The sequence below is a fragment of the uncultured Croceicoccus sp. genome, assembly GCF_947496385.1.
Classification (GTDB): Bacteria; Pseudomonadota; Alphaproteobacteria; order Sphingomonadales; family Sphingomonadaceae; genus Croceicoccus.
The window spans coordinates 227709-254209 of sequence record NZ_CANMCP010000004.1 but is presented as its reverse complement, the minus strand read 5'-3'; the positions used below and the strand labels follow the sequence as shown (position 1 = coordinate 254209).

At 66.0% G+C, this 26501-nt stretch carries 31 protein-coding genes; 13 read left to right on the top strand and 18 right to left on the bottom strand.

Going from position 1 to position 26501, the window contains the following annotated elements; all coding sequences use genetic code 11:
• Positions 1-29: 29 nt before the first annotated feature.
• Together Q0897_RS08915 and Q0897_RS08910 are read right to left on the bottom strand one after the other, a co-directional pair.
• Complete coding sequence (locus Q0897_RS08915; protein WP_299308968.1) at positions 30-1514, bottom strand: ABC transporter permease; 1485 nt, start codon at positions 1512-1514, stop codon at positions 30-32.
• Positions 1511-2449 carry an ATP-binding cassette domain-containing protein gene (locus tag Q0897_RS08910; protein WP_299308966.1) on the bottom strand — a complete coding sequence of 313 codons (939 nt, stop codon included), beginning with the start codon at positions 2447-2449 and terminating at the stop codon, positions 1511-1513. The genes Q0897_RS08915 and Q0897_RS08910 overlap by 4 nt, the downstream gene beginning before the upstream one ends.
• Before the next feature lie 161 nt (positions 2450-2610).
• Here Q0897_RS08910 and Q0897_RS08905 point away from each other — a divergent pair, with 161 nt between their 5' ends.
• Positions 2611-2778 (top strand): hypothetical protein, encoded by a 168-nt coding sequence (locus tag Q0897_RS08905; protein ID WP_299308964.1) that lies wholly within the window; start codon positions 2611-2613, stop codon positions 2776-2778.
• Positions 2779-2860: 82 nt separating this feature from the next.
• Here the strand turns inward: Q0897_RS08905 and Q0897_RS08900 are convergent, their stop codons facing one another.
• Both Q0897_RS08900 and Q0897_RS08895 read right to left on the bottom strand, forming a co-directional pair.
• Positions 2861-3940 carry an AI-2E family transporter gene (locus tag Q0897_RS08900; RefSeq protein WP_299308962.1) on the bottom strand — a complete coding sequence of 360 codons (1080 nt, stop codon included), beginning with the start codon at positions 3938-3940 and terminating at the stop codon, positions 2861-2863.
• A 124-nt stretch (positions 3941-4064) separates the two neighbouring features.
• On the bottom strand, positions 4065-5858 hold the full coding sequence (locus tag Q0897_RS08895) for a glycoside hydrolase family 15 protein (RefSeq protein WP_299308960.1): 1794 nt from the start codon (positions 5856-5858) through the stop codon (positions 4065-4067).
• A gap of 304 nt (positions 5859-6162) precedes the next feature.
• Here Q0897_RS08895 and rplM point away from each other — a divergent pair, with 304 nt between their 5' ends.
• Together rplM and rpsI are read left to right on the top strand one after the other, a co-directional pair.
• Positions 6163-6642, top strand: a complete 480-nt coding sequence (gene rplM, locus Q0897_RS08890) for a 50S ribosomal protein L13 (protein ID WP_239805344.1) — start codon at positions 6163-6165, stop codon at positions 6640-6642.
• Positions 6642-7166, top strand: coding sequence for a 30S ribosomal protein S9 (gene rpsI, locus Q0897_RS08885; RefSeq protein ID WP_202086919.1), 525 nt, complete (start codon positions 6642-6644; stop codon positions 7164-7166). The genes rplM and rpsI overlap by 1 nt, the downstream gene beginning before the upstream one ends.
• A 93-nt stretch (positions 7167-7259) precedes the next feature.
• On the opposite strand, the gene Q0897_RS08880 is transcribed toward rpsI, so the two are convergent.
• From Q0897_RS08880 to Q0897_RS08870, 3 genes are all read right to left on the bottom strand, one after another.
• The gene (locus tag Q0897_RS08880) at positions 7260-8105 is read right to left on the bottom strand and encodes a metallophosphoesterase (protein ID WP_299308957.1); all 846 of its coding nucleotides are present in this window, start codon (positions 8103-8105) and stop codon (positions 7260-7262) included.
• 22 nt (positions 8106-8127) lie between these two features.
• Positions 8128-8964, bottom strand: coding sequence for a diacylglycerol kinase family protein (locus Q0897_RS08875; RefSeq protein WP_299308955.1), 837 nt, complete (start codon positions 8962-8964; stop codon positions 8128-8130).
• Between the two features lie 86 nt (positions 8965-9050).
• Entirely contained in the window at positions 9051-9317 is a 267-nt protein-coding gene (locus Q0897_RS08870) for a hypothetical protein (RefSeq protein ID WP_202086922.1), read from the bottom strand.
• Between the two features lie 259 nt (positions 9318-9576).
• Here Q0897_RS08870 and Q0897_RS08865 point away from each other — a divergent pair, with 259 nt between their 5' ends.
• On the top strand, positions 9577-9924 hold the full coding sequence (locus tag Q0897_RS08865) for a UrcA family protein (protein ID WP_299308953.1): 348 nt from the start codon (positions 9577-9579) through the stop codon (positions 9922-9924).
• Between the two features lie 110 nt (positions 9925-10034).
• Here Q0897_RS08865 and Q0897_RS08860 read toward each other — a convergent pair whose 3' ends face one another.
• The 3 genes from Q0897_RS08860 to Q0897_RS08850 form a co-directional block, all read right to left on the bottom strand.
• The gene (locus Q0897_RS08860; RefSeq protein ID WP_299308951.1) at positions 10035-10850 is read right to left on the bottom strand and encodes a LytTR family DNA-binding domain-containing protein; all 816 of its coding nucleotides are present in this window, start codon (positions 10848-10850) and stop codon (positions 10035-10037) included.
• Positions 10847-12187, bottom strand: coding sequence for a histidine kinase (locus Q0897_RS08855; protein ID WP_299308949.1), 1341 nt, complete (start codon positions 12185-12187; stop codon positions 10847-10849). Before Q0897_RS08855 ends, Q0897_RS08860 begins: the two co-directional genes overlap by 4 nt.
• 105 nt (positions 12188-12292) lie before the next feature.
• Positions 12293-13819 carry a fumarate hydratase gene (locus Q0897_RS08850; RefSeq protein WP_299309104.1) on the bottom strand — a complete coding sequence of 509 codons (1527 nt, stop codon included), beginning with the start codon at positions 13817-13819 and terminating at the stop codon, positions 12293-12295.
• A 229-nt stretch (positions 13820-14048) separates the two neighbouring features.
• Here Q0897_RS08850 and Q0897_RS08845 point away from each other — a divergent pair, with 229 nt between their 5' ends.
• From Q0897_RS08845 to Q0897_RS08830, 4 genes are read left to right on the top strand one after another with little or no spacing between them, the layout of a single operon-like run.
• Complete coding sequence (locus tag Q0897_RS08845; RefSeq protein WP_299308948.1) at positions 14049-14714, top strand: protein-L-isoaspartate O-methyltransferase; 666 nt, start codon at positions 14049-14051, stop codon at positions 14712-14714.
• A gap of 17 nt (positions 14715-14731) precedes the next feature.
• Positions 14732-16210, top strand: a complete 1479-nt coding sequence (locus Q0897_RS08840) for a TolC family outer membrane protein (protein WP_299308946.1) — start codon at positions 14732-14734, stop codon at positions 16208-16210.
• Between the two features lie 34 nt (positions 16211-16244).
• Positions 16245-16748 (top strand): DUF2497 domain-containing protein, encoded by a 504-nt coding sequence (locus Q0897_RS08835; protein ID WP_299308945.1) that lies wholly within the window; start codon positions 16245-16247, stop codon positions 16746-16748.
• Positions 16748-17170 (top strand): (2Fe-2S) ferredoxin domain-containing protein, encoded by a 423-nt coding sequence (locus Q0897_RS08830; protein ID WP_299308944.1) that lies wholly within the window; start codon positions 16748-16750, stop codon positions 17168-17170. The genes Q0897_RS08835 and Q0897_RS08830 overlap by 1 nt, the downstream gene beginning before the upstream one ends.
• A gap of 18 nt (positions 17171-17188) precedes the next feature.
• Here the strand turns inward: Q0897_RS08830 and Q0897_RS08825 are convergent, their stop codons facing one another.
• Positions 17189-17488: a hypothetical protein gene (locus Q0897_RS08825; RefSeq protein WP_202086934.1), complete on the bottom strand. Its 300-nt coding sequence runs from the start codon at positions 17486-17488 to the stop codon at positions 17189-17191.
• Positions 17489-17566: 78 nt separating this feature from the next.
• On the opposite strand from Q0897_RS08825, the gene Q0897_RS08820 reads away from it, so the two are divergent.
• Genes Q0897_RS08820 through xth form a run of 3 tightly spaced genes read left to right on the top strand, consistent with a single transcriptional unit; the run spans position 17567 to position 19178 of the window.
• Positions 17567-17998: a CBS domain-containing protein gene (locus tag Q0897_RS08820; RefSeq protein ID WP_299308943.1), complete on the top strand. Its 432-nt coding sequence runs from the start codon at positions 17567-17569 to the stop codon at positions 17996-17998.
• Between the two features lie 60 nt (positions 17999-18058).
• The gene (gene erpA, locus Q0897_RS08815; protein ID WP_239805329.1) at positions 18059-18391 is read left to right on the top strand and encodes an iron-sulfur cluster insertion protein ErpA; all 333 of its coding nucleotides are present in this window, start codon (positions 18059-18061) and stop codon (positions 18389-18391) included.
• A 10-nt stretch (positions 18392-18401) separates the two neighbouring features.
• The gene (gene xth, locus Q0897_RS08810; protein ID WP_299308942.1) at positions 18402-19178 is read left to right on the top strand and encodes an exodeoxyribonuclease III; all 777 of its coding nucleotides are present in this window, start codon (positions 18402-18404) and stop codon (positions 19176-19178) included.
• Positions 19179-19260: 82 nt separating this feature from the next.
• Here xth and Q0897_RS08805 read toward each other — a convergent pair whose 3' ends face one another.
• The 7 genes from Q0897_RS08805 to Q0897_RS08775 form a co-directional block, all read right to left on the bottom strand.
• Positions 19261-19962: a cell wall hydrolase gene (locus Q0897_RS08805; RefSeq protein WP_299308941.1), complete on the bottom strand. Its 702-nt coding sequence runs from the start codon at positions 19960-19962 to the stop codon at positions 19261-19263.
• 204 nt (positions 19963-20166) lie between these two features.
• Positions 20167-20508, bottom strand: a complete 342-nt coding sequence (locus Q0897_RS08800; protein WP_299308939.1) for a DUF1491 family protein — start codon at positions 20506-20508, stop codon at positions 20167-20169.
• Between the two features lie 4 nt (positions 20509-20512).
• Positions 20513-21031: a PaaI family thioesterase gene (locus Q0897_RS08795; protein WP_299308937.1), complete on the bottom strand. Its 519-nt coding sequence runs from the start codon at positions 21029-21031 to the stop codon at positions 20513-20515.
• A 1-nt stretch (position 21032) separates the two neighbouring features.
• A complete protein-coding gene (locus Q0897_RS08790) occupies positions 21033-21494 on the bottom strand; it encodes a PTS sugar transporter subunit IIA (RefSeq protein ID WP_299308936.1) in 462 nt (153 codons plus the stop codon).
• Positions 21495-21672: 178 nt separating this feature from the next.
• Positions 21673-22233, bottom strand: a complete 561-nt coding sequence (gene raiA / locus Q0897_RS08785) for a ribosome-associated translation inhibitor RaiA (RefSeq protein ID WP_202086946.1) — start codon at positions 22231-22233, stop codon at positions 21673-21675.
• A 98-nt stretch (positions 22234-22331) separates the two neighbouring features.
• Entirely contained in the window at positions 22332-23024 is a 693-nt protein-coding gene (dnaQ, locus tag Q0897_RS08780) for a DNA polymerase III subunit epsilon (protein ID WP_299308934.1), read from the bottom strand.
• Between the two features lie 60 nt (positions 23025-23084).
• Complete coding sequence (locus tag Q0897_RS08775; RefSeq protein ID WP_299308933.1) at positions 23085-23636, bottom strand: EF-hand domain-containing protein; 552 nt, start codon at positions 23634-23636, stop codon at positions 23085-23087.
• Positions 23637-23809: 173 nt separating this feature from the next.
• On the opposite strand from Q0897_RS08775, the gene Q0897_RS08770 reads away from it, so the two are divergent.
• Positions 23810-24865 carry a ligase-associated DNA damage response exonuclease gene (locus Q0897_RS08770; protein ID WP_299308932.1) on the top strand — a complete coding sequence of 352 codons (1056 nt, stop codon included), beginning with the start codon at positions 23810-23812 and terminating at the stop codon, positions 24863-24865.
• An 18-nt stretch (positions 24866-24883) separates the two neighbouring features.
• A complete protein-coding gene (locus Q0897_RS08765; RefSeq protein WP_299308930.1) occupies positions 24884-26485 on the top strand; it encodes a cisplatin damage response ATP-dependent DNA ligase in 1602 nt (533 codons plus the stop codon).
• The last annotated feature ends 16 nt before the right edge of the window (positions 26486-26501 follow it).

The following is a 26501-nucleotide window of genomic DNA, read 5'->3' as shown; positions in this document are numbered from 1 at the left end:
TCGAGGCGGGTTTTGCGCCGCCCCGCGGCTCATGCCTTGCGCTTCATCCGCTCGATCAGCTCGGCAAAACCGGCCTTCTGCCCCTGCGAAAGCAGGCTCGCGCGAAACAACCGGCCCAGCAGGACGAACTCCGCCACCAGAAACAGCGCCAGCACGATGCCCGTGCCCACGATCTGCCACGTCTCGATCCCCGTGCCGAGCCGCGCCAGCACGGTGAACGGCGCCCAGAGCGGCACCCAGGTGAAAAGCTGCACGACGAAGCCGTCATTCCCGCTGATCACGGCCTGAAGCGTGAAGAAGACGGGCAGCATGATGCCCAGCATCACCGGCATGAGATAGCCCTGCGCCTCGCTCATCGAATTGGCGAGCGACCCGATGGCAAGGAACAGCATCGACACGAGGATATAGCCCGCGACGAAGAAATAGACGATGGCGAGCACGATCCCCGGCGAGGCCAGCGGTTCGAGCGCTGGTCCCACGAATTGCGACACCACCCCCTGCGCCGCGAAGATGGCGATGGCCGCGCACACCACCCAGAACACGATCATCGCCAGCCCGACCGCGACCGTGCCGACAAGCTTTCCATACATCAGATCTTCGGGCCGGATGCAGGCGAGCAGCGATTCGATCAGCTTGTTGGTGCGCTCCTCGATCGAGCTTTGCAGCATCCAGCTCCCCGAAAGCAGCAGCGCCATGAGCAATACGTAGGACAGGGCCAGCGGCACGATGGAGCGGACCAGCATGGTTTCGGTCGCCCCGCCGCCCGGTGCCGGAGTGACGATGGCGATGGCGGGTGCGGCATCCTGCACCGCGTCGGCGGCATCGGCGTTCATGCCCGCCGCCGTCATCGCGCGCGAACGCAGATCGCGGGTCAGCACGTCCTGCACCATGGTGACGAAGCTGCCGCGCGGGCGATCGCCCGAGATGATGCGGACCACCGGCTGCTGCGGCCAGCCGCTGCCGATCTCGGCGATGAGTTCGGGGCCGGTGTCGTCGTCCGTATCCTCCAGATAGGCCTGCGCCCGGTCGGCAAAGGACGTCTCGGGTGCCTCTGACAACGCGGGCGGCAAGGGCACGATCGCGTAATCGGCGGCGGGCGGTTCGTATTCGGGCGTCGCGGGCGGCTTGGCCTGCTTCAGCCGGGCCATCGCCGCGTCCATGCCGCCCTCCGCCTCGAACCGGGCCACGTCGTCGCCCGTGAACCAGCGTTCGCCCATCGCCCACGGCGCCTGCGGATTGGCGGATTGCAGATCGTAACGGGCGACGTGGCGCGACAGGTCGGCAAGCGCGGCGCGGCCCTGTTCCAGTGCGATGCGGTCCTCGATGGCCTGCCCGCCCCCGCCGCCGGCGCGATCGACGATGGCGATGCGCGTGGGCTCGTCATCCTCCAGATATTGCGCGATGATCGGCCCCAGCGCGAGCGCCGCCGGAAGCAGCAGCAGGGTCAGCCAGAAGCTGCGCATGGAGACGATCTGCCGGAATTCGCGCCCCGCGACGAGCAGGATATCCTTCATTTCTCGATCTCCGCATCGCCGACGAGCTGCACGAACACCTCGTGCAGGCTGGCCTGTCGTTCCTGAAACCGCCGCAGCGGGACGCCTTGTGCCGTGCATGCCTCCAGCACGTCGCCCGCATCGACGCCGGGTTCCAGCTCCAGCATGTAGCGGCGCCACGGTCCGTCCCCGCCGGGCCCAACCTCGCCACGCTCGTCCTGCGCCTCGGCCGCGCGAATGCCGGGAAGCGCCGCGATGCGGTCGTGGGCGACGGCCTCGATCCGGGCGGGCAGCATCGCGCGCGCCTCGGCGAGCGTGCCCTCGAAACGCTTCTCCCCTTTTTTGAGCAGGAGCAGCGTATCGCACAGCCTTTCGGCATGCTGCATCACATGGGTGGAGAACAGCACCGCGGCGCCATCGGCCGCGGCATTGAGGATTTCCCGCTCCAGCAGCCCCTGATTCACCGGGTCCAGCCCCGAAAACGGTTCGTCGAGCAGCAGGAGCCGCGGCCGGTTCACCAGCGCGGTGGCAAGCTGTACCTTTTGCGCCATGCCCTTCGACATGGCCGAAAGCTTCGTCTTGGCCCGGTCGGCAAGGTCGAACCGGTCGAGCAGTTCCATCCCGTGGGCCCGCGCGTCGTGCCGGTCCATTCCTTTGAGCCGCCCGAAATAGACGATGGCGTCGATCGCGGTCATGTTGTCGTAAAGGCCACGCTCTTCGGGAAGGAACCCGATCGCGGCGCTGTCGCGCTTGTCGGGGGCGCATCCCGCGATCTCGATCTGCCCCTCGGTCGGGCGGATGATGTCGAGCACCATGCGCAGCGTCGTCGTCTTGCCCGCGCCATTCCCGCCCAGAAAGCCGAAAATACGCCCCGGTTGCACCGCGAAGCTGAGATCATGGACCGCGCGGACGTCGCCGAACCGCTTGGTCAGATGCGTGACTTTGAGAATATCCATGTTTCCCCCGGACATGTGCCCTGCGCGATAGCAGGGCTTGGCGCCCCGGTTCAATGCGCAACTTTCGAACGGTGGGACGTGATGCCCGCCCTGCCGCATGCACAGGATCCATGCCGGCGCCCGGCGGTTGAACGGGTAACGACACGAATGGAGAGAGAACGATGAGCAAGGACGGCAACGAACCGAAGAACACCGTGGACAAGAACCCCGCGCATCAGACCGGCGAGCAGAACGGCTCGGTCCAGCGCAGCGGCGATTTCCCCAAGGGTACCGACACATCGCGCGGTTCCGAGGGCGAGAACCGCCGGGGCAGCAATGGCGCGCGTTGAGCGTCCCCCGTTAACGCCGATCTGTTAACGACAGTCCGTTAACGCCAGTCCCAAGGATACGGGATCGCAAGGCGGGTGCCGCTCAATCGAGCGCCATCCGCCTTTCGCGCATGATCGCCCAGCCGGATAGGAACAAGCCCGCCAGAAGCGGTCCCACCACGATGCCCGACAGTCCCATCGTCGCGATCCCGCCCAGCGTGCTGACGAGGACGAGCCAGTCGGGAATGCCCGTATCGCGGCCCACCAGGATCGGGCGCAGCACGTTATCGGCCAGCCCGATGACCAGCACGCCCGACGCGATCACCGCGAGCCCCTGCCAGATCGCACCCGTCGCCAGCAGCCAGATCGCCACCGGCACCCACACGATCGCGGGACCCAGCGCCGGCAGCAGCGAGAACAGCGCCATCAGCAATCCGAACAGCAGCGCCGATGGCACCCCCACGATCCAGAATGTCACGGCGCCCAGCGCCCCCTGTACCAGGCCGACGACGACGGACCCCTTGATCGTGGCGCGCACGATAGTGGTGAAACTGTCCATCAACCGGCGCGCGATGGTGACGTCCATCGGCAGCGAATCGCGGATGATCGGCACCATGTGGCGCCCGTCGCGCAGCAGGAAATAGGTGACGTAGAGCCCGACCGCGAAGGTCAGGGCAAAGGAGAACGCGCTGCCCCCGATGCTGACCGCCTGGCTGGCGATGATGCCGGCGCTCTGCCGCAGGAAATCGAGCACCTGTTCCTGTATCGCGGCGAAATCGCCATAGCCTGACTGGTCGATCATTTCGCGGATACGGATCGGCAGGCTGTCATGCAGGATGACGTAGTAATCGGAGATGTCGACCGGATTTTCCAGCAGCGAGAAATAGATCGCCGTCGCCTGCTCCACCACGATCGTGCCGATGGCGATGGCGGGCACCACGATCGCAAAGGTGATGACGAGCAGCGTCAGGATCGCGGCGCGGTTCTCCTTCCCCCCCAGATTGACGAGGATGCGGCGGTAGAGCGGCTGAAACATGATGGCGGCCAGCATCGCCCACAGCACCGCCGACACGAACGGCCACGATACCCACACCATGGCGAGCGTGATGAGCGCGAGAAAGACGATGAAGCCGCCCCGTTCCACCCCGCGCCGATACGGACGTTTGGCATTGTCATTGTTCATGTCGTGCAGCCTTCTTGCCGGCAAAGCGCCCACCGGGGCACAAGGCGCGGTCTTTCACCGGACAGCCCCGCGCGTCAATGGCCAGCAACCGCTCTGTTCCCGGCAGAGCTGAAAGCCGGGGCGCCTATCGCCCGTCCGTGTGCCGGTCGAGCCCGCGGGCCGAATCGATCCGCGCCGCCAGCCCGATGAGCGCCAGATGGGAAAGCGCCTGCGGAAAATTGCCGAGCTGGCGGTCGCCGCCGGTTTCGAGCTGTTCGGCGAGCAGGCCGAGATCGTTGGACCGCGCGCAGAGCCGGTCGAGCATCGCACGCGCATCGTCCTTGCGCCCCTGAAGATAGAGCACATCGCCGAGCCAGCAGCACACCGCGACGAACGCACCCTCCCCGCAGGTCAGCCCATCATCGGTGTCCTCGGGATCGTAGCGGCGCACGAGCCCGTCTTCGCACAGCTCCGCCTCGATCCTAGCGACGGTGGCGATCATCTTGTCATCGCACGCGTCGATGAAGCCCACCGTCGGCAGGCGCAGGACCGCCGCGTCCAGTTCGGGCCGGTCGAACGCGCCGACGAAACTGCCGCGCTCCGCGTTCCACCCTTTTTCCATCACCAGCGCCTTCACCCTGTCGGCAAGGTCGCAATAATGCGCGGAGAGTTCGGGATCGTCCGCGCGGAACCAGCATGCGGCACGGTCGAACGCGACCCAGCACATGACCTTGGAATAGGTGTGATGGCGCAGCGGTCCCCGGCTTTCCCAGATGCCGGCGTCGGGCTGCTCCCACAAATCCTCGACCCGCGCGGTGAGCAGGCGCATGAGCTGATCGCTCGTCTCGCCGTCGGCGATGCCTTCCTGTTTTGCCTGGTAAAGCGCGTCGATCACCTCGCCATAGATGTCGAGCTGCAATTGCTCCACCGCGCCATTGCCGAAGCGGACCGGCGTCGATTCCTCGAACCCCGGAAGCCAGGGCGCCTCCCATTCCAGCGTGCGGTGATCGCCGGTGACGGTATAGAACGGCTGCACGTCGATCGGATCGCCGCCGACCGCCCGGCGCAGCCATTCGATCCACGCGCGCGCCTCGTCCCCGAACCCCATGCGGGTGAGCGCGAGCAGCGAAAGCGTCGCATCGCGCAGCCAGCAGAACCGATAGTCCCAGTTCCGCTCCCCGCCGAGCTCTTCGGGAAGCGACGCGGTTGGCGCGGCGACGATGCCGCCGGTGCGCCGGTGGATCATCGCCTTCAAGGTGATGAGCGAGCGCACGACGATGGCGCGATGCCCGCCCTCGTAATCGAGTTCGCCGATCCACCCGGCCCAGAAGGCCTCGGTCTCGCGCAGGGCCTCGTCCGGGTCCACGCGGCAGGGCGCCTCCTCGTGGCTGGGGTACCAGCTCAGCACGAAGCGGCTTTTTTCGCCCTTCTTCAAGCGGCGATGGGTGCAGAAACGCCGGTCCGCAAACTCGATCGGATCGTCGAAATCGAGCGCGACCCCGTCCGGCCCGCTGATCGCGAGGGCGCGCGCGCCGTCTTCCTGCCTGACGAGCGGATGGACCCGCCCGTAATCGAAGCGCAACGCCAGTTCGCTCTTCAGTTCGACCTCGCCTTCGATGCATTCGACGATGCGGACGACATCGGGGGTGTCGCCCCGCTCCGACATGAAATCGACGATGCGGATCGTGCCGGTCTCGCAGGTGAGATCGGTTTCGAGGATCAGGCTCTCGCCGCGATAGCGCCGGTCGGTCGCGGTGATCGGGCCTTCGGGCATCATGCGCCAGCACCCGTTTTCGTGATCGCCCAGAAGCGCGGTCAGGCACGCCTCCCCGTCGAAACGGGGGAAGCACAGCCATTCGATGGCCCCGTCGCGCCCGACCAGCGCCGCCGTCTCCCCATCGCCGATCATCGCGTAATCGGCGATCCTGCGCTGGCTCATCGCGGCCGTCCACCCGCCCGCCGCCGGAGCTCTGAAGGGCGGCGGGGCGTGGCGGATGGGCGCAATGCAAGGATCATGCAGGGATAAAACGCCGGCCCGCGCTTCGTTCCGCAACGCCGGCGGCGGGGCACCGCGACGACGGGCCGCGGCATGCCCTACAGAACCGTGCGGTATTATTTTACCTCTCCGCAAACCCCCGCATTCGCTTGACTTGCGACGGGGAAACCGCGAAAGCGCCCCCACTTCGCGCTCGGATTCGTTCCGGCGCGATTCTCGTATTATTCCAATCGAAGGAACTGAAGCCATGAAGGCGCTCAGCACCCAGACCCGGTCGATCAAGCCGGCCGAGGTCGAAAAGAAATGGCACATCATCGATGCGGACGGCCTCGTCGCCGGGCGCGTCGCGGTGATCATCGCCAATATCCTGCGCGGCAAGCACAAGCCGAGCTTTACCCCGCATGTCGATTGCGGCGACCACGTCATCGTGCTGAACGCGGGCAAGGTCCGCTTCACCGGCAAGAAGATGAACGACAAGGTCTACTACAAGCACACCGGCTATGCCGGCGGCATCAAGGAAACCACCCCGGCCAAGATCCTGGAAGGGCGTTTTCCCGAGCGCGTGCTCGAAAAGGCCGTGGAACGCATGATCCCGCGCGGCCCCCTCGGCCGTCAGCAGATGAAGGCGCTGCATCTCTACAACGGCACCGAACATCCCCACGATGGTCAGCAGCCCGAGGTGATCGACGTCGCCGCCCGCAATCGCAAGAACAAGGTTAGTGCGTAATGGCTGACAATGAAGTGAAAGACCTGTCCGATCTCAAGGATCTGACCGAAGGCACCGAGATCGCGGACACCGAAACCGCCGCGCCGACCGCACCCGCCGCCCCGACCGCGCCGCTGCGCGAGCAGGAGCTGGACGCACAGGGCCGCGCCTACGCCACCGGCCGCCGCAAGGATGCGACCGCCCGCGTCTGGCTCAAGCCCGGCAGCGGCAAGATCACGGTCAACGGCCGCGATCAGGAAGTGTATTTCGCACGTCCCACCCTGCGTCTCGTCCTCAATCAGCCGTTCGGCGTGACCGAGCGTGAAGGCCAGTACGACGTCGTCGCCACGGTGAAGGGCGGCGGTCTTTCGGGTCAGGCCGGTGCGGTCAAGCACGGCATCGCGCAGGCGCTGTCGAAGTTCGAGCCTGCCCTGCGCAGCGCCGTCAAGGCCGAGGGTTTCCTCACCCGTGACAGCCGCGTCGTGGAGCGCAAGAAGTACGGCCGTGCGAAGGCACGCCGCAGCTTCCAGTTCTCGAAGCGCTGATCGCTCGCGCGCCATCGCAAAAGAAAAGGGCCTGCCATTGCGGCGGGCCCTTTTTTCATGCGCGAGCGACGCGCGTGGCGGATCGGCCGGGCATCAATGCACCGGCGGATCGACCTCGGGCACCGCATTGGCCGGCGCGACGGGTTCGTCCGGATCGCGCGGCGGCTTTGCATTTTCCGGCACGTCGCGGATCTGCATGTCCGCCGTGGCGATCCGCTCCAGATTGCGGACATTGACGGTGAGTTCGCCCCCTTCGTAGCGCAATTCGTTGAAGCTGGGCGGTGTCGAGCGCAGCCGCTGCGACAGCGTGCCGGCCCCGATCATGCGCACCGGCCCGGCGTCCGTATCCTGCACCAGGTCGAATGCATCGTGCACATGTCCCGACAAGACGGCGAGCACCCCGCGCTTCGCCAGTTCGCGCAGCGCATTGTCGCCCCCATGGGTCAGCGCGGTGCCGCGCGTCCCCACTTCCACCAGCGGATGGTGACAGGTGACGAGCGCGCGCGTACCCGCCGGCAGGCGGTCCAGCGCGGCGAGCGTGTGCTTCAACGCCGCATCGGTGACCCACCCCTTCGACCAGTTGAGCCGCCATTGCGCCCGCGCCGCGGTTTTGAGCGGCACGATGGCCAGCCCCGCCAGATCGAGTTCCTTTTCCAGCAGGCTCTCGATCGCGCGGAACCGCTTGTAGGGTGAAAAGAACCGTTCGATCGGGTTGAAATAGGGCATGTCGTGATTGCCGACCTCGACCGTGACGGGCACGTCGAGCGCGCTGATCCACTGGCACGCCGCGTCGAATTCGCGGTGCCGCGCCCGCATGGTCAGATCGCCGGTGATGGCGACCGCATCGGGGCGCTGCTTCCCGATCTCGTCGGCGACCCAGCGCAGCGCGGCCACGTCCTCCAGCCCGAAATGAATATCGCTCAGATGAAATAGCAGCATGGTGTTCCCTGTTGGTGGCGTGTCACGCGCGCTCGCCCAATATGTCGAGATCGAGCTGCCGATGCCAGAGCGTGACCGGGCTGTCCGCTTCGCAGCGTTCGCCGTCCATCATCATCGCGATCGGCGCGTCGCCCTCGGTCTCGCAATCGAGCGTGTCGACGCAGGCCAGCGTTTCGTGCGGGCCCTCGCGGAAATTGCGGGCGATGACGGCGGCCCCCTGCGCGAGGAAATCGGCCAGCGTTTCCGGGCCGTACCCCTCCACCGCGAAATCGTCGACGCGTGGAACCAGCCGCACCCCCGAATAGCCAGCCGCCTTGCCCAGTGCCGGGCGCACCAGCCGGACCATCGGCCCGTTCACGCTCTGCCCCGCGGCGTCGAGCGCGTCCTCCACGAACTTGCCAATATCGTAGCCGCGCATGTCCTCGCGCACGTCGGCCCATTTCGCGCCGGGGCCGAGCAGCATTTCCGAAAGCGCCAGCCCCTTGTCGCAGCACACGCAGCCGATGCGCCGCCGCGACAGGTTGCCGGCGGTGAATTGCGCCACGATCCGTTCCAGATCCGCGTCGGTATAGAGCCTGTGGCACAGGAGATTGGCCGTTCCGCCCGGCAGGGGGAGCAATTGCCCGTCCCACCCCTCCACATTGGTGACCGCGCCATTGATCGTGCCGTCGCCGCCATGCACCGCCAGCGTGCCGACGCCCGCCGCTTCGAGCGCGGCGCGATCGGGCATGCCGTCGGTCTGGCAATCGAGAATCCGGTCCGGGCCGCGCCCCGAAAGCGAGAGCCGCTCGCGCAGCATTTCGATGCGGCCCTGCTGATGGCTGCCGCTGGTTCCGTTGACCAGAAGCCATAAAGGCATGTGCGAACTCATGCCATCACAGCGCGGCATCGGCGGGCCGGTTCCCCCCTCGCCCGAATATATTGCACCCGGCATGGCCTGACCGTTCACACCCGCCGCGTCACGATAAGCCAGACCGCCACCGCATTCACCGCGGTATAGCCGGCATAGACCCAGCCCGCCCACATGGCCCCGGTCCCCACCATCAGCATCGCGGCGAGCAGGATCGCAAACTCGCTGCCGAGTGCGATCCGCCCGCCCAGCTTGTGCACGAACCACGGCATCCGCCCCAGCGCTGGATGCCCGCTTTCGAGGACGGCCCGCTGCATCGCGAAATTGATCATGCCGAGGAGGAAGGGAAGGATCAGCGCCATTGCGACCGCAGCCTACGCCCATCGCGGCGATTCGCCCACCGCCGACGCGCGCTTCGGGGAGTCGCCCCAAACCCGGCCATGTCGTTTGCCGATGCCGGTCGGTCGTTCGTCGGCCATGCTCGACGCCGGACGACCCGAATGTGCCGCTGGGCGAAGGCGGCGTGCGGCGCGGCGGGCGGCGGCATAGACCGGTCTTCGTCAACAGGCACTCGCTTCTTCCGACACCTTCGCGAGGCCGTAACGAGAAGGAACCGAAACCATGTTTGCACGCACTTTCAAGAAAACGTTCGCCCCCGCCCTGACCGCCGCCGCCGTGCTGGCCGCGCCGCTGGTCGCAACATCCGCGCACGCCGAACCCTGGGTCCAGCGCGGTGCCGACAAGGGCGTCACGAAAACGGTCCAGGTGAACGACCTCGACCTGTCGACCGAGGAAGGTCAGCGCATGCTCGAAAAGCGGGTGAAGGCCGCCGCCTATGACGTGTGCCTCTACACCGTGAGCGGCATGGTCGCCACGCCGGACGAGCAGAAAGCCTGTGTCCGCATCGCGCTTCAGCGCAGCGAGGGACAGATGGCCACCGCGATCAACAACGCCCGTTACGGCGGCTGAACGCCCCAAGCATCAGCCGTCGGCGCCCGGCCCGGACCAGTCCCCCGGTCCGGGCGCTTTCGCGTGATGAGGGGGCACGGCCTCCTCTTACGCCAGAAGCGACCCGGCGTTCACCGGCCCGCCATCGCCTTCACCGCTTTCAAATAGGTGCGCCCGATCCGCACCGCGCTGTCGTCGGCAAGCTCTGCACACCATACGCCAAGCCCTTCGTGGCGCAGCCCGGTGATGAAATCGCGGCGCAATATGGTCGAACGATGGACGCGGATGAAATCGGCCGGCGCAAGCCTTTCCTCCAGCCCGCCAATCGTTTCGAGCAGGAGATAGCTCACCTCTCCCACATGCAGGCGGACATAATCGCGTTCCGCATCGATGCGCTGCACGTCGCGTGCCGCAATGCGCAGCAATTCGGAGCGGTGCGGCACCCAGAATTCGTCGATATGGCCGGGGCCGCCGTCGGGATCGGAGCGCTCGCCGCCTTGCGTTTCGCGTGGCCCGTCGCCGCCCCGACCATCACCGCCGCTCCCCTCCCTGCGCGAGAGGGCGCGCGTCACCGCCCGTTCCAGCCTGTCGGCCGCCACGGGTTTCAGGACGTAATCCACCGCGTCGAGGTCGAATGCCTCCACCGCAAAGCTGTCATGCGCGGTGACGAAGATCACCGCCGGGCGGGGCGCGTCGCCCGCCGCATCGCGCGATGCAAGGGCGATGTGCCGTGCGACCGACAGCCCGTCGAGTTCGGGCATCGTCATGTCGAGCAGGACGAGATCGGGGCGCAGCGCCTCGATCATGCGGAGGGCGGCGGCCCCGTCGGCGGCGGTGCCCACGATCCGGAGCGTCTCGATACGCGCGCAGATGACCTGCAACCGTTCGATCGCCAGCGGTTCGTCATCGACGATCAGCGTCTGCAACATGCGTGCCTCCCCGCTCATCCCTCGGCCCGCCTGCGTGCCGGACCGACCCGTTCGAGCGGCATGCGGATCACCGTGCGCCAGCCTGCGCCGGTGCTCCCGCTGACGACGGTGGCGTTTTCGCCGTAACGGATGCGCAGGCGATTGCGCACGTTGTCCACGCCGATGCCGCACCCTTCCGCCTTGGCGCCCGTCAGCGTGTCGCCCGGCCCGTCATCCGCGATGGTGAGGACGAGCCGGCCATATTCCTCCTCCGCCGCCACGCGGATCGTGACCGGGCGGGTGAGCGGGGCGACCGCGTATTTCACGCTGTTCTCGATCAATGGCTGCAGGATCATGCCCGGCACCCGTGCATCCGCGAGCGCATCAGGCACGTCGAAAGTCGTGTGGAGCCGTTCGGGAAACCGCACCGATTCGATGCGGAGATAGGCGCGCTGCAATTCGATCTCCTCGGCCAGCGGAACATCGCCCGACGGATCGCCCGACAGGCTGCGGCGGTAAAACGTGCTGATCGACTGGATCATGGTTTCGGCCTGCTGCGCCCGGTTCGTCATGACCAGCGCGGACAGCGAGTTGAGCGTGTTGAACAGGAAATGCGGATTGACCTGATACCGGAGCGAGCGCAGCTCCGCCGCCTTCGCCGCGCGGCGATATTCGCCCTCGCGCCGTTCGGCGGTGCGCGCGTTCTGCGCCTGCGTCAGCGCGATATAAAGGGCCGCCCACGCAATCAGCAGGAAATACCGGCCGAGCGCAATATCGGTCAGCTGCCGCCACATCATCTCCTCGCGGGAGAGGCTGTCGATGGTGATCGTGCCGGAGGTCGCGTCGTCGGGCATCGGCACTGCGGGCGGCGGCGGCGGCGCACCGGTGTCGCCATCGGACGGGGCGCTCGTATCGCCATCGGGCACAGAAGGCGCCTCGGGCGGGGCGACGTCGGAGGGTGCGCGCAGACCCGGCAGATCGACCAGCAGATTGCCCGCCTCGTCCCGGTGCATGCGCAGGCCCTGCTTTTCCGCCATGCGCGTATTCACCCGCATCTCGACATCGGCAAACACGCGCTGATTGATGACGGCGAGGAGCAGCGCCGCCGGCAATGCCGCGAACAGCGCGATGAACACGCGCAGCCCGATCCGCCGGTCGTCGAACCCGCGCAGCACGAGCCACAGCAGCACCGTCACCGCGATGCTCGCTAGCGACACCGCCCCGCGCAGCGCCAGCAACTCGCCCTGATACTCCAGTTCGAGCAGCCAGCCGCGCGCGGTGACGAGCGCGAAATAGCAAGCCCACAGCCCCGCCATCGACAGAAGGACGGTGGGAAGCGGTACGCGGGCAGGCCCTATCGGTGCGTCGTCATCCATACCGGCCCTGTGCTATCGCGCCCGCACGCAATAGGCCAGCGCGCGCATGTCGCCTGTCGATGCCAGTCTGTCGCCCGTCGAATGACGCGCACGCGCCATGCCGGCTCAACCGGCGGTGAGCAGCCCTTCCTTCGCGATCTTCTCACGCCAGACCAGCGGGGCAAGCGTGTGCACGTTCTTGCCCTCTGCATCGACGGCGACGGTGACGGGCATGTCCTCGACCCGGAATTCGTAGATCGCCTCCATGCCGAGATCCTCGAACCCGACGACCTTTGCATCCTTGATCGCGCGCGACACGAGATAGGCCGCGCCGCCCGTCGCCATCAGATAGGCGACCTTGTGCTTTGCGATCACGTCGACGGCGCCCTGCCCGCGCTCCGCCTTGCCGATCATGGCGAGCAGGCCGAGATCGAGCATCATGTCGGTGAACTTGTCCATGCGCGTCGCGGTGGTGGGGCCGGCGGGGCCGACCACCTCGCCCACGACCGGATCGACCGGCCCGACATAGTAGATCGCCCGGCCCTTGAATTCGACGGGCAGCTCCTCCCCGCGCTGCAGCATGTCGGCAATACGCTTGTGCGCCGCGTCACGCCCGGTGAGCATGTGGCCGGAAAGCAGCAGCCGGTCGCCATGCTTCCAGCTCTGCACCTCCTCCGCGGTCAGCGTGTCGAGATCGACGCGGCGTGCCGAATCGTCGGGTTTCCAGCCGACCTTGGGCCATTCGTCGAGCTTGGGCGGGTCGATGAAGCTGGGCCCGCTGCCGTCGAGGGTGAAATGGGCGTGGCGGGTCGCGGCGCAATTGGGGATCATCGCGACCGGCTTGCCCGCGGCATGGCACGGCCAGTCGAGGATCTTCACGTCGAGCACGGTGGACAGCCCGCCCAGCCCCTGCGCCCCGATGCCGAGCGCGTTGACCTTGTCGAAAATCTCGATGCGCAGCTTCTCGATATCGTTCTGCGGCCCCCGCTGTTTCAGCTGCCCCATGTCGATCGGATCCATCAGCGATTGCTTCGCCAGCTTCACGCAATGTTCCGCCGTGCCGCCGATCCCGATGCCCAGCATGCCGGGCGGGCACCAGCCGGCGCCCATCTGCGGGATCATTTCGAGCACCCAGTCGACGATATTGTCCGACGGGTTCATCATCTTGAACTTGGACTTGTTCTCGCTGCCGCCGCCCTTCGCCGCGACATCGACCGACACCGTGTCGCCCGGCACCATTTCGACCGACAGCACGCACGGGGTGTTGTCCTTCGTATTGCGGCGGGTGAAGGCCGGATCGGCGAGGATCGAGGCGCGCAGCTTGTTTTCCGGGTTGTTATAGGCGCGCCGCACCCCTTCATCCACGACCTCCTGCATGCTGCGGTCGGAGGCTAGGCGGCAATTCTGACCCCATTTGACGAAAACGTTGACGATGCCGGTGTCCTGGCAGATCGGGCGGTGCCCTTCGGCGCACATGCGGCTGTTGGTGAGGATCTGCGCGATCGCGTCCTTGGCGGCGGGGTTCGCCTCGGCATCATGCGCCTCGCCGAGCGCCTTGATGTAATCCATCGGGTGATAGAAGCTGATGTATTGCAGCGCGTCGGCCACGCTGTCGATAAGGTCCGCTTCCTCGATTGTCACCATTTGCGCCATCGTCTTGTCCCCGTCATGCGGCGCCTCGCGCCCGTTGCTCATGCCCGTTACCTGTATTCTGGCGCCTCTACCCGCCCGTCCCGCGATTGCCAAGATGGCGTGCCACATCGGGTCTTTTACCCGCGCGCGCGATCGGGTAACGCCCGCGCTCATCGGGCGATTGCATGACTGTATTATTGTGCTAAGACAGTGCCCGAACCGGATCCTTTTGCGAAAGAAGAGAATCACCATGGCGACCGCCCCCGCCGACACCGTCACTCCCCAGGATTTCGCCCGCGCCCGCCGCGCCATGATCGACAGCCAGCTTCGCCCCAGCGGCATCACCGCCGACTGGCTGCTCGACGCGATGGGCACCGCCCCGCGCGAGGATTACGTCGCTGCCGACCTGCGTTCCGTCGCCTATATGGACCGGTCGCTGCCGCTGGGTGAAGGGCGCGCGATGTCCTCCCCCTTTGCGCAGGCGCGACTGTTGCAGGAGGCACGCCCGCGCGATGCCGACCGCGCGCTCCTGATCGCGGGCGGGACCGGCTATCTCGCCGCGCTGCTCGGCCCGCGTGTCGCAACGCTCGACGTGGTCGAACCCGATGCCCGCCTGTCGGGTGCCTGTCCGCACAACGGGCGCGGCAACTGGCACAATGCCGCGCTTGAAAAAGGGCTGCCCGATGGTGCGCCCTACGACCTCATCGTGATCGACGGCGCGGTCGAGGCGCTTCCCACAGATTTCGCGAATCAACTGGGCGATAATGGCCGCATCGTCATGGGCACCGTGACCCGCGGCGTGACCCGGATCGCGATCGGCCGCAAATCGGGCGACGCCATCGCGGTGCAGCCGCTCGCCGAAATGGGTTTCCCGATTCTCTCCGCCTTTGCGAAACCGAAAAGCTGGAGCTTCTAACCATGCAGCGCGGCGTGATGGGTTCGCCTCCCCGGACGGCTGCGCGCCTGCTCGTCCGCGTCGCGGCATGTTCGGCCCTGGCATTCGGCACGGCGGCACATGCCGATACGCTGCAGGAAGCATTGGCACAGGCGTATCGGTCGAACCCCACGGTGCAGGCCGCGCGGGCCGATTTGCGCGCCGTGGACGCCAATGTCGCCATCAACGAGGCGGACGAACGCCCCAATGTGGCGGCCACCGGCACCTATATCGAATTCCTGCGGCAAAGTTCGAACGCCTTCACCGCGCCCGACCGCGCGTTCAACGGCGGGCTCGAACTGTCCGTGCCGATCTATCAGGGCGGGTCGGTGCGCAATTCGATCCGCGCGGCCAAGGAGCGCGTGCAGGCCGGGCGCGCCGACCTGCGCGGTACCGAGAGCACGATCTTCAACCAGGTCGTCGCCGCCTACATGGACGTGATCCGCGATTCCGCGGTCGTCCGGCTCAACCGGCAGAATGTCGATGCGCTGGGCATCAACCTGCAATCGACCCGCGACCGGTTCGAGATCGGCATCCTCACGCGCACCGATGTCGCGCAGTCGGGCTCGCGCCTCGCTCTTGCGCAAAGCGACCTGCTCACCGCGCAGTCGAATCTCATCGCGAGCCGCGAACGCTATATTCAGCTTGTCGGAGAGGCACCGACCGACCTGCAACCGCCGCCGCCGCTCCCCAATCTTCCCGATAGCCCGCAGGCCGCGGTCGAGGTCGCCTTAAGCGAAAATCCCGACCTGCTCGCCGCGCGCGAACGCAGCCAGGCGGCGCAATACGACATTCGCGTGGCCGGCGCCGGCCGTCTCCCCACGCTCGAGGTCTATACCAGCGGGGGCTATCAGAATTTCTTCGGCACGCTCGGCGGGGTGAACTCCGCACTCATCCAGCAGGCCGAAACCACGGCGCAGGCAGGCGCCCGGCTCCGCGTGCCGATCTTTCAGGGCGGCCGCCCCGCCGCGCTCGAACGGCAGGCGCAGGCCCGCGCCTCCTCGCAGCTTGAAAACGAGATCGCGATCGAGCGGGACGTGATCGCGCAGGTGCGTGCCTCCTATGCCTCGTGGATCGCGGCGCGGCAGGTGATCGACGCGTCCACCACCGCCGTCGATGCCGCGGAACTCAGCCTTGAAGGGGTGCGCGCGGAAAACACCGTCGGCAATCGCACCGTGCTCGATATCCTCGATGCCGAACGCGAATTCCTCAATGCGCAGGTGCAGCTCGTGACCGCGCGCCGCAACGCCTATGTCGCGGGGTTCTCGCTGCTCGCCGCGATGGGGAAGGCGGAGGCGGAGGATCTCGCGCTCGAGGTCGGGCCGCTTTACGATCCGATCGCCGGATATGATCGCGTGACCGGCAATTGGTGGGACTGGGCCAGCGACGACGATCCGGTCGCGCAATCGACCCGCACCGTTGACACGCCGGCACAAGACGCCAGAATCCCGGAACAGCCGGTTCTCACCCCGCAATAGGGTGCCTCGACCGGGCACAGCGAAAGGGATTTCATTGCCACAGGACGGCGAACAATCGGTCGACGAGATTCTCCGTTCGATCAAGAAGGTCATCATCCGCGACGATCGTCACCCGTCCGGCGGCGATGCACCGATGTCGCGCCGTGCCGAACCGGCCCGCCATGATGCCGGCGCGCAGGACGCCGATTGGCACGAACGCGACAGGGCCGATGCGCGCGGGGACCATCGCGCCATGACCGAATTTGCGTCGGAGGAAACGGCGCGGCGGGACGACTTCGCACGGGACGGGCGCGAGGCGGATGGCGATGCCCCCCTGATCGAGAATGCAGCGCGCGATGCCATTGGCGAATCGCTGGCCGCCTTGTCCGGCCTGTCGGCCACGCCGCCGTCGGCCAGCGGGCCGCCGAACAATGCGCTGGAGGAGATGATCCGCGAGATGCTGCGCCCCATGCTCAAGCAATGGCTCGACGACAACCTGCCCGAGATCGTCGAACGCATCGTGCAGCGCGAAGTGCGCCGCATCACGGGCCGTTCGTAATGGGAAAGCAGCCCAAGACGATGGACGAAACCTTTGCCAGGGCGCAGGAGAAACTGCCGAAGGCGCGGGCCTGCCTGCGCTCCGTCGGGGGCGACGCGATGCAGCGGCACATTTTCCTCTGCGCGGATCAGACGAAGGCCAAGTGCTGCTCCAAAGAGGTCGGCATCGAAAGCTGGAACTATCTTAAGAAACGGCTGTCGAAGCTCGGCCTCGACCGCAAGGGCGGCGTGATGCGCACGAAGGCGAACTGCCTGCGCGTGTGTCAGTCGGGGCCGCTGGCCGTCGTCTATCCCGACAATGTCTGGTACTGGGGCTGCACGCCGGAAGTGCTGGAGGAAATCATCCAGAAGCACCTCATCGGCGGCGAGCCGGTCGAGGCCTATCGCCTGCGCACGCCGGATGACGCTATCGTCGAGAGCTGATCGGCGGCGCGTCTGCGCTTACCACAGATCCTTCGCATCCTCACCGAGCCGGTCGTCCACCGCTTCGTCATGGCCGGTCCCGCTCGACAGGAAAACCAGCCCCATCAATCCCGCCATCAGCATCATGGCCAGCCCGATGCCCAGCCCCGTCGCGATGTAGAAATGGATCGAGACCAGCCCGTTACGCCAGTACAGCAGGCCAAGCGATACGGCCACGACCACCACGGTGACCACCACCATGAAGCGCATCAGACGCTTGTACCGGCCCCACGCGAAGGAGGAATTGTCCGGATCGTCGAGGGGGGACCGTGATGTCATGGGCACCAAGATGGGCGTATTGCGCGATGCTGGCAAGGGGCGGCGTTTGATGGCATGATACCCATGGGGAGAACGACCATGACCATTCGCACAATCATTGATGCCCGCAATTTCGACATCGTCACATGCCGGCCCGACATGACCGTTGCCGAGGCCGTCGCGCTTTTGTCCGCGCAACGCATCGGGGCCATGCCCGTCATCGACGATACCGGCGGCGTGGCGGGCATATTTTCGGAACGCGACGTGATCCGCTGTCTCGAGGTGCATGGCGCCGCGGCGATGGACCACCGGGTGTCGAGCGCGATGACCGCCCCGGCGATCACCGTGTCGCCCGACACGACCGAGGATGAGGCATTGTCGCTCATGACACAGCGGCGCTTTCGCCATTTGCCGGTGATGGACGGGGACACGATGGTCGATTTCGTATCGATCGGCGATCTGGTGAAGGCGAAGACCGACGCGATCGAGGCCGAGGCCAAGGCGATGCGCAGCTACATCCACAACGCCTGAGGCCGGCGCGGCCGCACGCGCATCTTGCCGCCCGGGGTCGCGCGCCCTATCTTGGGAGGCATGGAACAAGCGCCCATCAGCCTCAGCCCCGCCGCCGCGCAACGTGTCGCCGCCATCGCCAGACGGCAGGAGCAGCCCGCGATGCTGCGCCTTTCGGTGGAAGGCGGCGGATGTTCGGGGTTTCAGTACCGATTCGGCCTTGCCGACACGCGCGAGGATGACGATATCGCGGTCGAGGAGGACGGCGTGACCCTGCTCGTCGATCCGATGAGCCTCGATCTCGTGCGCGGCAGCACCGTCGATTTCGTCGAATCGCTGGGCGGGTCGGCGTTCCGGGTGGAAAACCCGATGGCCGCCGCCGGTTGCGGTTGCGGCTCCAGCTTCGCGGTGTGATGCCGCATCCATGAAAATCGCGAGCTTCAATATCAACGGGGTGAAGGCACGCCTGCCCCGCCTGCTCGAATGGCTGGACGAGACGACGCCCGACGTCGCCTGCCTGCAGGAGATCAAATCGTCGGACGAAACCTTTCCCGGCGATGCGTTTCCCGACATCGGATACCAGGCGATCTGGCACGGGCAGAAGGGTTTCAACGGCGTTGCCATACTGACCCGCGGGGACGAGCCGGCGCATGAAACCATGCGCGGCCTGCCCGGCGATGACGAGGATGTGCAGTCCCGCTATCTCGAGGCGGAGGTCGGCGGCGTGCGGATCGCGTGCATCTACCTGCCCAATGGGAACCCGCATCCCGGCCCGAAATTCGATTACAAGCTGCGCTGGTTCGAGCGGCTGCGCGCCCGCATGGCGGATCTGCGTGCGCAGGAAATTCCGTCCGTGGTGTTCGGCGATTACAACGTCATCCCGCAGGACAGGGACGTGTGGTCCCCGCAGGCGATGGCGGACGATGCGCTGATGCAGCCGGAATCGCGCGATGCATATTTCCGCCTGCTGCACGATGGATGGACCGATGCCATCGACACGCACCATCCGCAGGGCGGCATCTGGACGTTCTGGGACTATCAGGCCGGCGCGTGGCAGCGCGACCACGGCTTTCGCATCGACCATGCGCTGCTGTCGCCGGAACTGGCCGACCGGCTGGTGGCGAGCGGCGTCGACCGGGAGTATCGCGGCCGGGAAAAGAGCAGCGACCACACGCCGGTCTGGATCGAACTGGCGGACTGATCCGCCACAGTTAGCGAACAAGGAAAAGGCCGCCGGGAATGCCCCGGCGGCCTTTTTGACATCGCGATGCGCCGATGCGCGTTCAGCGATAGAAGATGTGGTTGTCGATCTGCGCCAGCTTCGTCATGCGGTTGCGCCAGCCGGGCGCGACATAGCGGGCGTGAAAATAAAGCGCGCCGTCGATTTCCGATTCCCACGCGTCCTGATGCGCGATGAGAGCCAGCTTCTTCGCCTTTTCCCAAGCGCGGCTCGCGGTGTTGATGCGGGGCATGCGGCCACCGCGCACGAAGCTGAATTGCGAACGCTGATAGACGACGCCGCAATAGCTGTCGGGAAACTTGCCGCTTTCGGCGCGAGCGATCACGACGCGGCCCACGGCCAGCTGCCCGGCGAGCGATTCGCCCTTCGATTCGAAATAGATCGCCCCGGCGAGGCATTTCAGCTGCTCGTCCAGCGTGACGGGCGCCGCCACCGAAGAGACCAGCTCGCCCAGCGAATTCGCGCCATGGGCGGCCAAGGCGGTTTCCTCGGCCGGTTCCGGCTGCGGCGGCACGGCCTGCACCATCGGTTCGGACACGAAAACGGTCCTGGTTTCGCTCTCGCCCTCGGTCGGGGTCGGAGCGGGGGCGACCATGTCGATCGCCTCTGCGGTCTGGGCCGCGACGGCCTCCGGCGCGTAATTCACGACTTCCGCATTGGCACGGGAACTCTCCGCGCCGAACATCATTACACTCAATGTTGCGACCAGCGACATCACGCTGGCACCCTTAAGCTTACGGCTCATCGACTATCGATCTTGAGCGGTGAACGTCCTGCGCAATGCGTTTCGGGACAAGAGCAGCCGATCCCGCAGCTACTCGCTTGTAACTTCCCGAAATGACACTGCCGGCCATTCCCCGTCTGCGCGCTCATCACACAGGCGGAGTTGCCTGCACGACTGCCTACGCGTTTCGTCCGGGTCGCTCTTTGGGAATATGGCGCAAATGTGTCAAGCTTTGGGCGGCGATAGGCCGATGAAGCGTTCAGCCCGTGCGATATCCAGCTCTATTAACCATAAATCGCGGTCCTGCGCGCACCGCCGATTTAGGTAATCCTGAAATTCCTGTTTATTTTCAGTATCTTCCGACTTTGTCAGGGTCCATGCCCGATTCCCGTCCAATTGGGGCATCCGTTCGTAGAGACGCGAAGTTTCGCCGGGCCCGCGCATCACGATCATAATAGTGCCCGCATCGCGCTCCCCCCTTTGCAGGATCGTCGCAAAGCCGCCTTCTCCATTCACGGAGCGCAGGAGGCCGGAAATTTCCAGATGGGCGGGGAGACGGCCTTCCATCGCCCTATTCGGAGCGAATCGATTCGCGCGAATCGGCGTTACCGCCATCCGCGAGCCGATAGCCAGGCAGTCCGGACAGCGCGATCTGCGACCGCATGAAGGTGCCGGTTCCGCGCCCGACTTCCACCCCGTCTTCATCGACGAGCCGCGATTCCGCCACGAGAACACGGCGGCGCCCGCTGATCCACTGGCCCTCCGCGACGATCCGCCCGGCATGAACCGGCCGGCTGAAATGCAGGTTGAACGCGGTGGTCAGCAGGAAACGGTCGGATACGATCGTATTCGCGGCGTAGAAGGCCGCGTCGTCCAGCATCTTGAAATAGAGCGTCCCATGCGCGGCGCCCGCGGCGTGGAAATGCCGCTCGTCCACATCGAACACGATCCTTGCGACGCCTTCGCCCCCGATCGTGAGCCGCGAGGGAAAGGTCGAATTGATCGGCGCGGACCGGTACAGCGATTCCAGTGCGCGCCAATGCGCCGCCGCACCGGCGCCAGAATGTCCGTCGCCGCGGTGCTCCGTCATTTCAGGCCGCATCCTGCGCGATACCGTCCGACAGGAGCGCATAGGCCGCCTCGTCGTTCGGCGCGTCGATCAGCCGTTCGCGCACCCGGTCGTCGCGCATTAACCGCGAAATCGCCGCCAGCGCGTGAAGATGCTCCGCCCCCGCCCGCATCGGCGACAGCAACCCGAAGGCCAGATCCACCGGCAGCGTATCGGCAGCATCGAAATCGACCGGCGCGGCCACCCGCACCAATGCGCACACCGGTTCCGAGATGCCCGCGATCCGCGCATGAGGCATGGCAACGCCGCGACCGAAACCCGTGCTGCCAAGCTTTTCGCGTTCTTTCAGCCCGGCCAACACCTCCGCGCTGTCCAGCCGGTAGGCATGGGCAAAGCGATCAGCCAGGTCGGAGAGCAGTTGCGCCTTGGTCTGCGCGGTACTGCGGCCGATGGCGGCGGGGGCGATGGTATAGGTCGGGATCATCTTTTCTTGTCGAACAGCGTTTCACTCGATGGCCGGGCGAACAGGCCCGTGATCATCAGGCGACGCGAGCCGGCGCCGCCCTGTTGAGAACGGCCGCCGCCCGCCAGACTATAGCCCGCCCGGCCCCGCGCGCCTCGTCAGGCTCCGGTCATGCCACCATGAAGGCGGCACGCGGCGTTCAGGACGGGGAAACCCACCCGATCGAACCATCCGCGCGGCGATAGACCATATTATGCCGCCCGGTGCCAGAATTTTTGAAGAACAGCGCCGGCGTATCCTGAAGATCGAGCATCATCACCGCGGTCGCGACCGAGGTTTCGGGAATGTCGACCCGCGTTTCGGCCACGATGGCGGGCGCATCGGAGGTGACTTCCTCCTCCTGCTCTTCCTCGAACACGGTATAGGCGGCCTCTTCGCGCTTCTGCGCCTCGCCGGCATGCTGATGATGGTCGTTCAACCGGCGCTTGTACCGGCGCAGCTGCTTCTCGATCTTGTCGGCGGCCTTGTCCACGGCCTGATGGGCGTCCTGCGCATCGGCGTGCCCCTTGAGGATGAGGCCCTGCGTCACATGGGTGACGATATCGGCGGTAAAGCTGTCATGCGGCCCCTTGCCGATGGTGACGTTGGAGGAGATCGCTCGCTTGAAATACTTATCGACAATATCGCTCAAACGCTGGCTGGCGTGATCCTGCAAGGCGGCGCCCGTTTCGACCTGATGACCGGAAACGCGAATATCCATCGATAACTCCTTTATCTTTAAAATCCCTTTGCGCCGGGACCGGGGCGCCGCCGCATGACACGGCGATTCGGTAATGAACGAATGCGCCGGGGCGGGCCTCAGGCCGTTTCCCAGAGCGGATCGTTCAATGTCGCAACAAAGGCCGCGTGGCGGGATAGTTCCGCCGCACTGGCCGCATGGGGGCGGGGCGTGCGGAAAACGCGGTCCACCCGCACCGGCATGGGCGCGCTTTCGTATGTCTGCGCCGCCTGGTCGAGCGCGGCCAGCTCCAGCCCGATCTGCCGCCCGCCGGTCAGTTCCACGTAAAGCTGCGCCAGCAATTCGGCGTCGAGAAGGGCGCCGTGCTTCGTCCGGTGGCTGCGGTCGATGCCGTAACGGGTACACAGCGCGTCGAGCGAAAGCTTCGCGCCGGGGTGCTTCTTTTTCGCAAGGGCGATGGTGTCGACCATCCGGCTTTCGCAGATGGGCGCGCGTTCGCACAGGTTCAGCTCCGCATTGAGAAAGCCGAAATCGAAGCGGGCATTATGCGCGACCAGCGGCGCATCCTCGATAAAGGCGAGGAATTCCTCTGCCCGTTCGTGGAAGCGTTCCTTTTGCGAGAGAAACGCGATCGACAGGCCGTGCACGGCCTCCGCCTCTGCCGGCATGTCGCGGTCGGGATTGAAATAGGCGTGGAACACGCGGCCCGTCGCCACGCGATTGACCATTTCCACACAGCCGATCTCGACCATGCGGTCGCCGCTATGCGGATCAAGGCCGGTGGTTTCCGTATCGAAGACTATTTCACGCATGAGGCAACTATGCGACCTGCGTGCGATGCTGGCAAGTCGGCGCAGCCCCTTAGCCCGCGTTCAATCCTGGGGAAGGAGCGTCTCCGCCTCCCCGGAGCCGGAGCGTTCCCATTCCTCGCGGCTGATATGGCCGTCACCGTCGAGATCGCGGCGTTGAAAGTTCGTGTTGGCCGCACCGACATATTCGGCAAGCGTGAGCGTGCCGGTGTTATCCTGATCGGCGAGTTCGATCAGCCGTTCCGAGGACAGCGTGCTCAACCGCCCGATCGCGGTGCGCGCGGCGTCCAGCTCCTCAACGGTAAGCGTTCCGTCGCCATCGCTGTCCATCGCTTCGAACGTGCGGGACCATCCTTGCGCATATTCGGCGGACGATATGAAGCCATTGCCGTCCGCGTCCAGCCCGTCGAAGGAGAACATGCGCCGCGTGCCATCCGGATTTTCGGTCGCGGCGGGAACGGGGCTGGCAACATCGGGGGCGGTGGTATCGTCCACCTCGGTCTGCGGGCCGGTGTTCTTCTCGCCGCACGCGGAAAGCGCGCCCACCATCATCAGGGGCAGCAGCAACGCGGGCACGACCCGTTTCCTCGTCCGCCCCTCGATTCGCCTGCGCATTCGTTCGATCCCTTCTTCTGCCGGCCCTGCCGCCGCTATCGCGCCCATACCCCTGCGGCGCAAGATAGGGCCTTCGCCCGGCGGTGCAATGGCGCGATGACGGACATCGCGGTACCGATCTTAACGCAGCGTGGCCGGAACGAATTGCCCGGCCGGTCCATTTCCATCGGACCATGCCCGCCGCCCTGCCCACATCCGTGTCCAATGCCGAGCCGGCCCGCCCGTTCGGGTGGATCCGCGCCGAACCGTGGGGCATTCACGTCGTGCCCTGCGATGCCTGGGTCGATCCCGCACGTGAGGTCGCGACCGCTCTCGTCACCCATGGCCATGCCGATCATGCGCGCGGCGGGCACGGGCGGGTGTTCGCAACGCCCGAAACGCTGGCGATCATGCAATTGCGTTACGGCGTGGGGGATGACGGGGGCGGCGAAGGCGTGCCGGTCCCCTTGCGCGAACCGGTCGATCTGGGCTGCGGCGTGACGGCGACCTATTTCCCGGCGGGGCACGTGCTCGGCTCGGCGCAGATCCTGCTCGAACATAGGGGCGAACGGGTGGTGGTGACGGGCGATTACAAGCGCCGCCCCGATCCGACCTGCGAATTGTTCGAGGTCGTTCCCTGCGACATCTTCATTACCGAGGCGACGTTCGGCCTGCCCGTGTTCACCCATCCGCCCATCGGCGGCGAGATCGCCAAATTGCGCGATGCGCTTGCCGCCAATCCGGAACGCTGCGTCGCGCTGGGCGCCTACGCGCTGGGCAAGGCGCAGCGCGTGATCGCCGAATTGCGCGCGGCGGGCCATGACGACCCGATCTACCTGCACGGCGCGCTCGAAAAAATGTGCGCGCTTTACGAGGATCACGGCGTGAATCTCGGCGAATTGCGGCCCGCCACCGGCGCGAAGAAGGACGCCATGCGCGGGGCCATCGTGGTGTGTCCGCCCGCCGCGCTGAACGACCGGTGGAGCCGCCGCCTGCCCGATCCGATCACCGCGATGGCGTCGGGATGGATGCGGGTGCGGCAACGCGCGCGGCAGCGCAATGTGGAATTGCCGCTCATCATTTCGGACCATGCCGACTGGAACGAGCTGACCGCGACGATCACGGAGGTGAACCCGCGCGAAAGCTGGATCACCCACGGGCGGGAGGAAGCCTTGCTGCGCTGGTGCCAGCTGCATCAGCGGCGCGCACGGGCGCTCGCCATGGTGGGATATGAGGACGAGGATGACTGAGCGCGGGGCGATACGCTGATGCGCGCGTTTTCCATCCTCATGGACCGGCTGACCTATACCAATGGCCGCAACATGAAGCTTTCGCTGATCGCGGATTACTTGCGCGATACGCCGGACCCCGATCGGGGCTGGGCGCTTGCCGCCTTGACCGATGCGCTCGACTTTCCGGCGGTGAAGAGCAGCACTGTGCGCAAACTGCTGACCGAACGGGTGGACCCGGTGCTCTATGCGCTGAGCCGGGATTACGTCGGCGATACGGCCGAAACGGCGAGCCTGCTGTGGCCCGCGCCGGACGCGCAGGATATGCCGCCGGACGCGCTTTCGGTGGCGGACACCGTCGTCATGCTGCGCAGCATGACCCGCGCCACCGTGATGACGGAACTGCCCCCGCTGCTCGACCGACTGGACGCGAACGAACGCTACGCGCTGATCAAGCTGGCGACGGGGGCCATGCGCATCGGCATCTCGGCGCGGCTGGCCAAGGTCGCCTTTGCGCAGGCGTTCGACGTGTCCGTCGATGCGGTGGAGGAATACTGGCACGGGCAGGAGCCGCCCTATGCCGAATTGTTCGCCTGGGCCGCGGATGGCGCGGAGCCGCCGCGCACGGACCTGCTGCCGCTGTTCCGGCCCTTCATGCTGGCCCATCCGCTGGAGGAGGCGGAGGTCGACATGGGCGAATATGTCGCCGAATGGAAATGGGACGGCATTCGCGTGCAGATCGTGCATGTGAATGGCGTGACTCGGGTCTATTCCCGATCGGGCGACGATATTTCCGCAACCTTTCCCGAAATCGCTGGCGTCCTCCCCTTCCCCGCCGTGCTCGACGGCGAATTGCTCGTGCGCGGGACGCATCAGGGGGGCGAAGAAGGAGGCGCGGCCAGTTTCAACGCGTTGCAGCAAAGGTTGGGCCGCAAGACCGTGTCGAAGAAAATGCTGCGCGAGGCGCCCGCCTTCGTGCGGCTTTACGATGTGCTGCTGCTCGACGGCGAAGATTTGCGGGAATGCGCGTGGGAGGACCGCCGCGCCCGGCTCGAGGCGATGATGCACCGCCTCGATCCCGAACGCTTCGACCTGTCGCAGATCATCCCCGCGGACGATTTCGCAAGCCTTACCGCCATACGCGAGAAGGCGCGCGATGACGCGATCGAGGGCGTCATGCTGAAACGCCGGACATCGCCCTATGTCGCGGGGCGGCGCACCGGGCTTTGGTACAAGTGGAAACGCGATCCGCTGCTCATCGATTGCGTGCTGATGTATGCGCAGCGCGGCTCGGGCAAACGGTCCAGCTTCTTTTCCGACTTCACCTTCGGATGCTGGAACGGCGATCCGGACAAGGATGGCGAACTGCTCCCGGTGGGGAAGGCCTATTTCGGGTTCACGGACGAGGAGCTGAAACTGCTCGACCGCCATGTGCGCGCCCATACGGTCAATCGTTTTGGCCCGGTGCGCGAAACGGACAAGTCGCTGGTGCTCGAAATCGCATTCGATTCGGTGCATGACAGCAAGCGCCACAAATCGGGGCTGGCCATGCGCTTTCCCCGCATCCATCGCATCCGCACGGACAAGCCCGCGCACGAGGCCGACCGGATCGAAACCCTGCGCGAGATGGTCCGCGACTGATCCTGGCTTCGCGCGT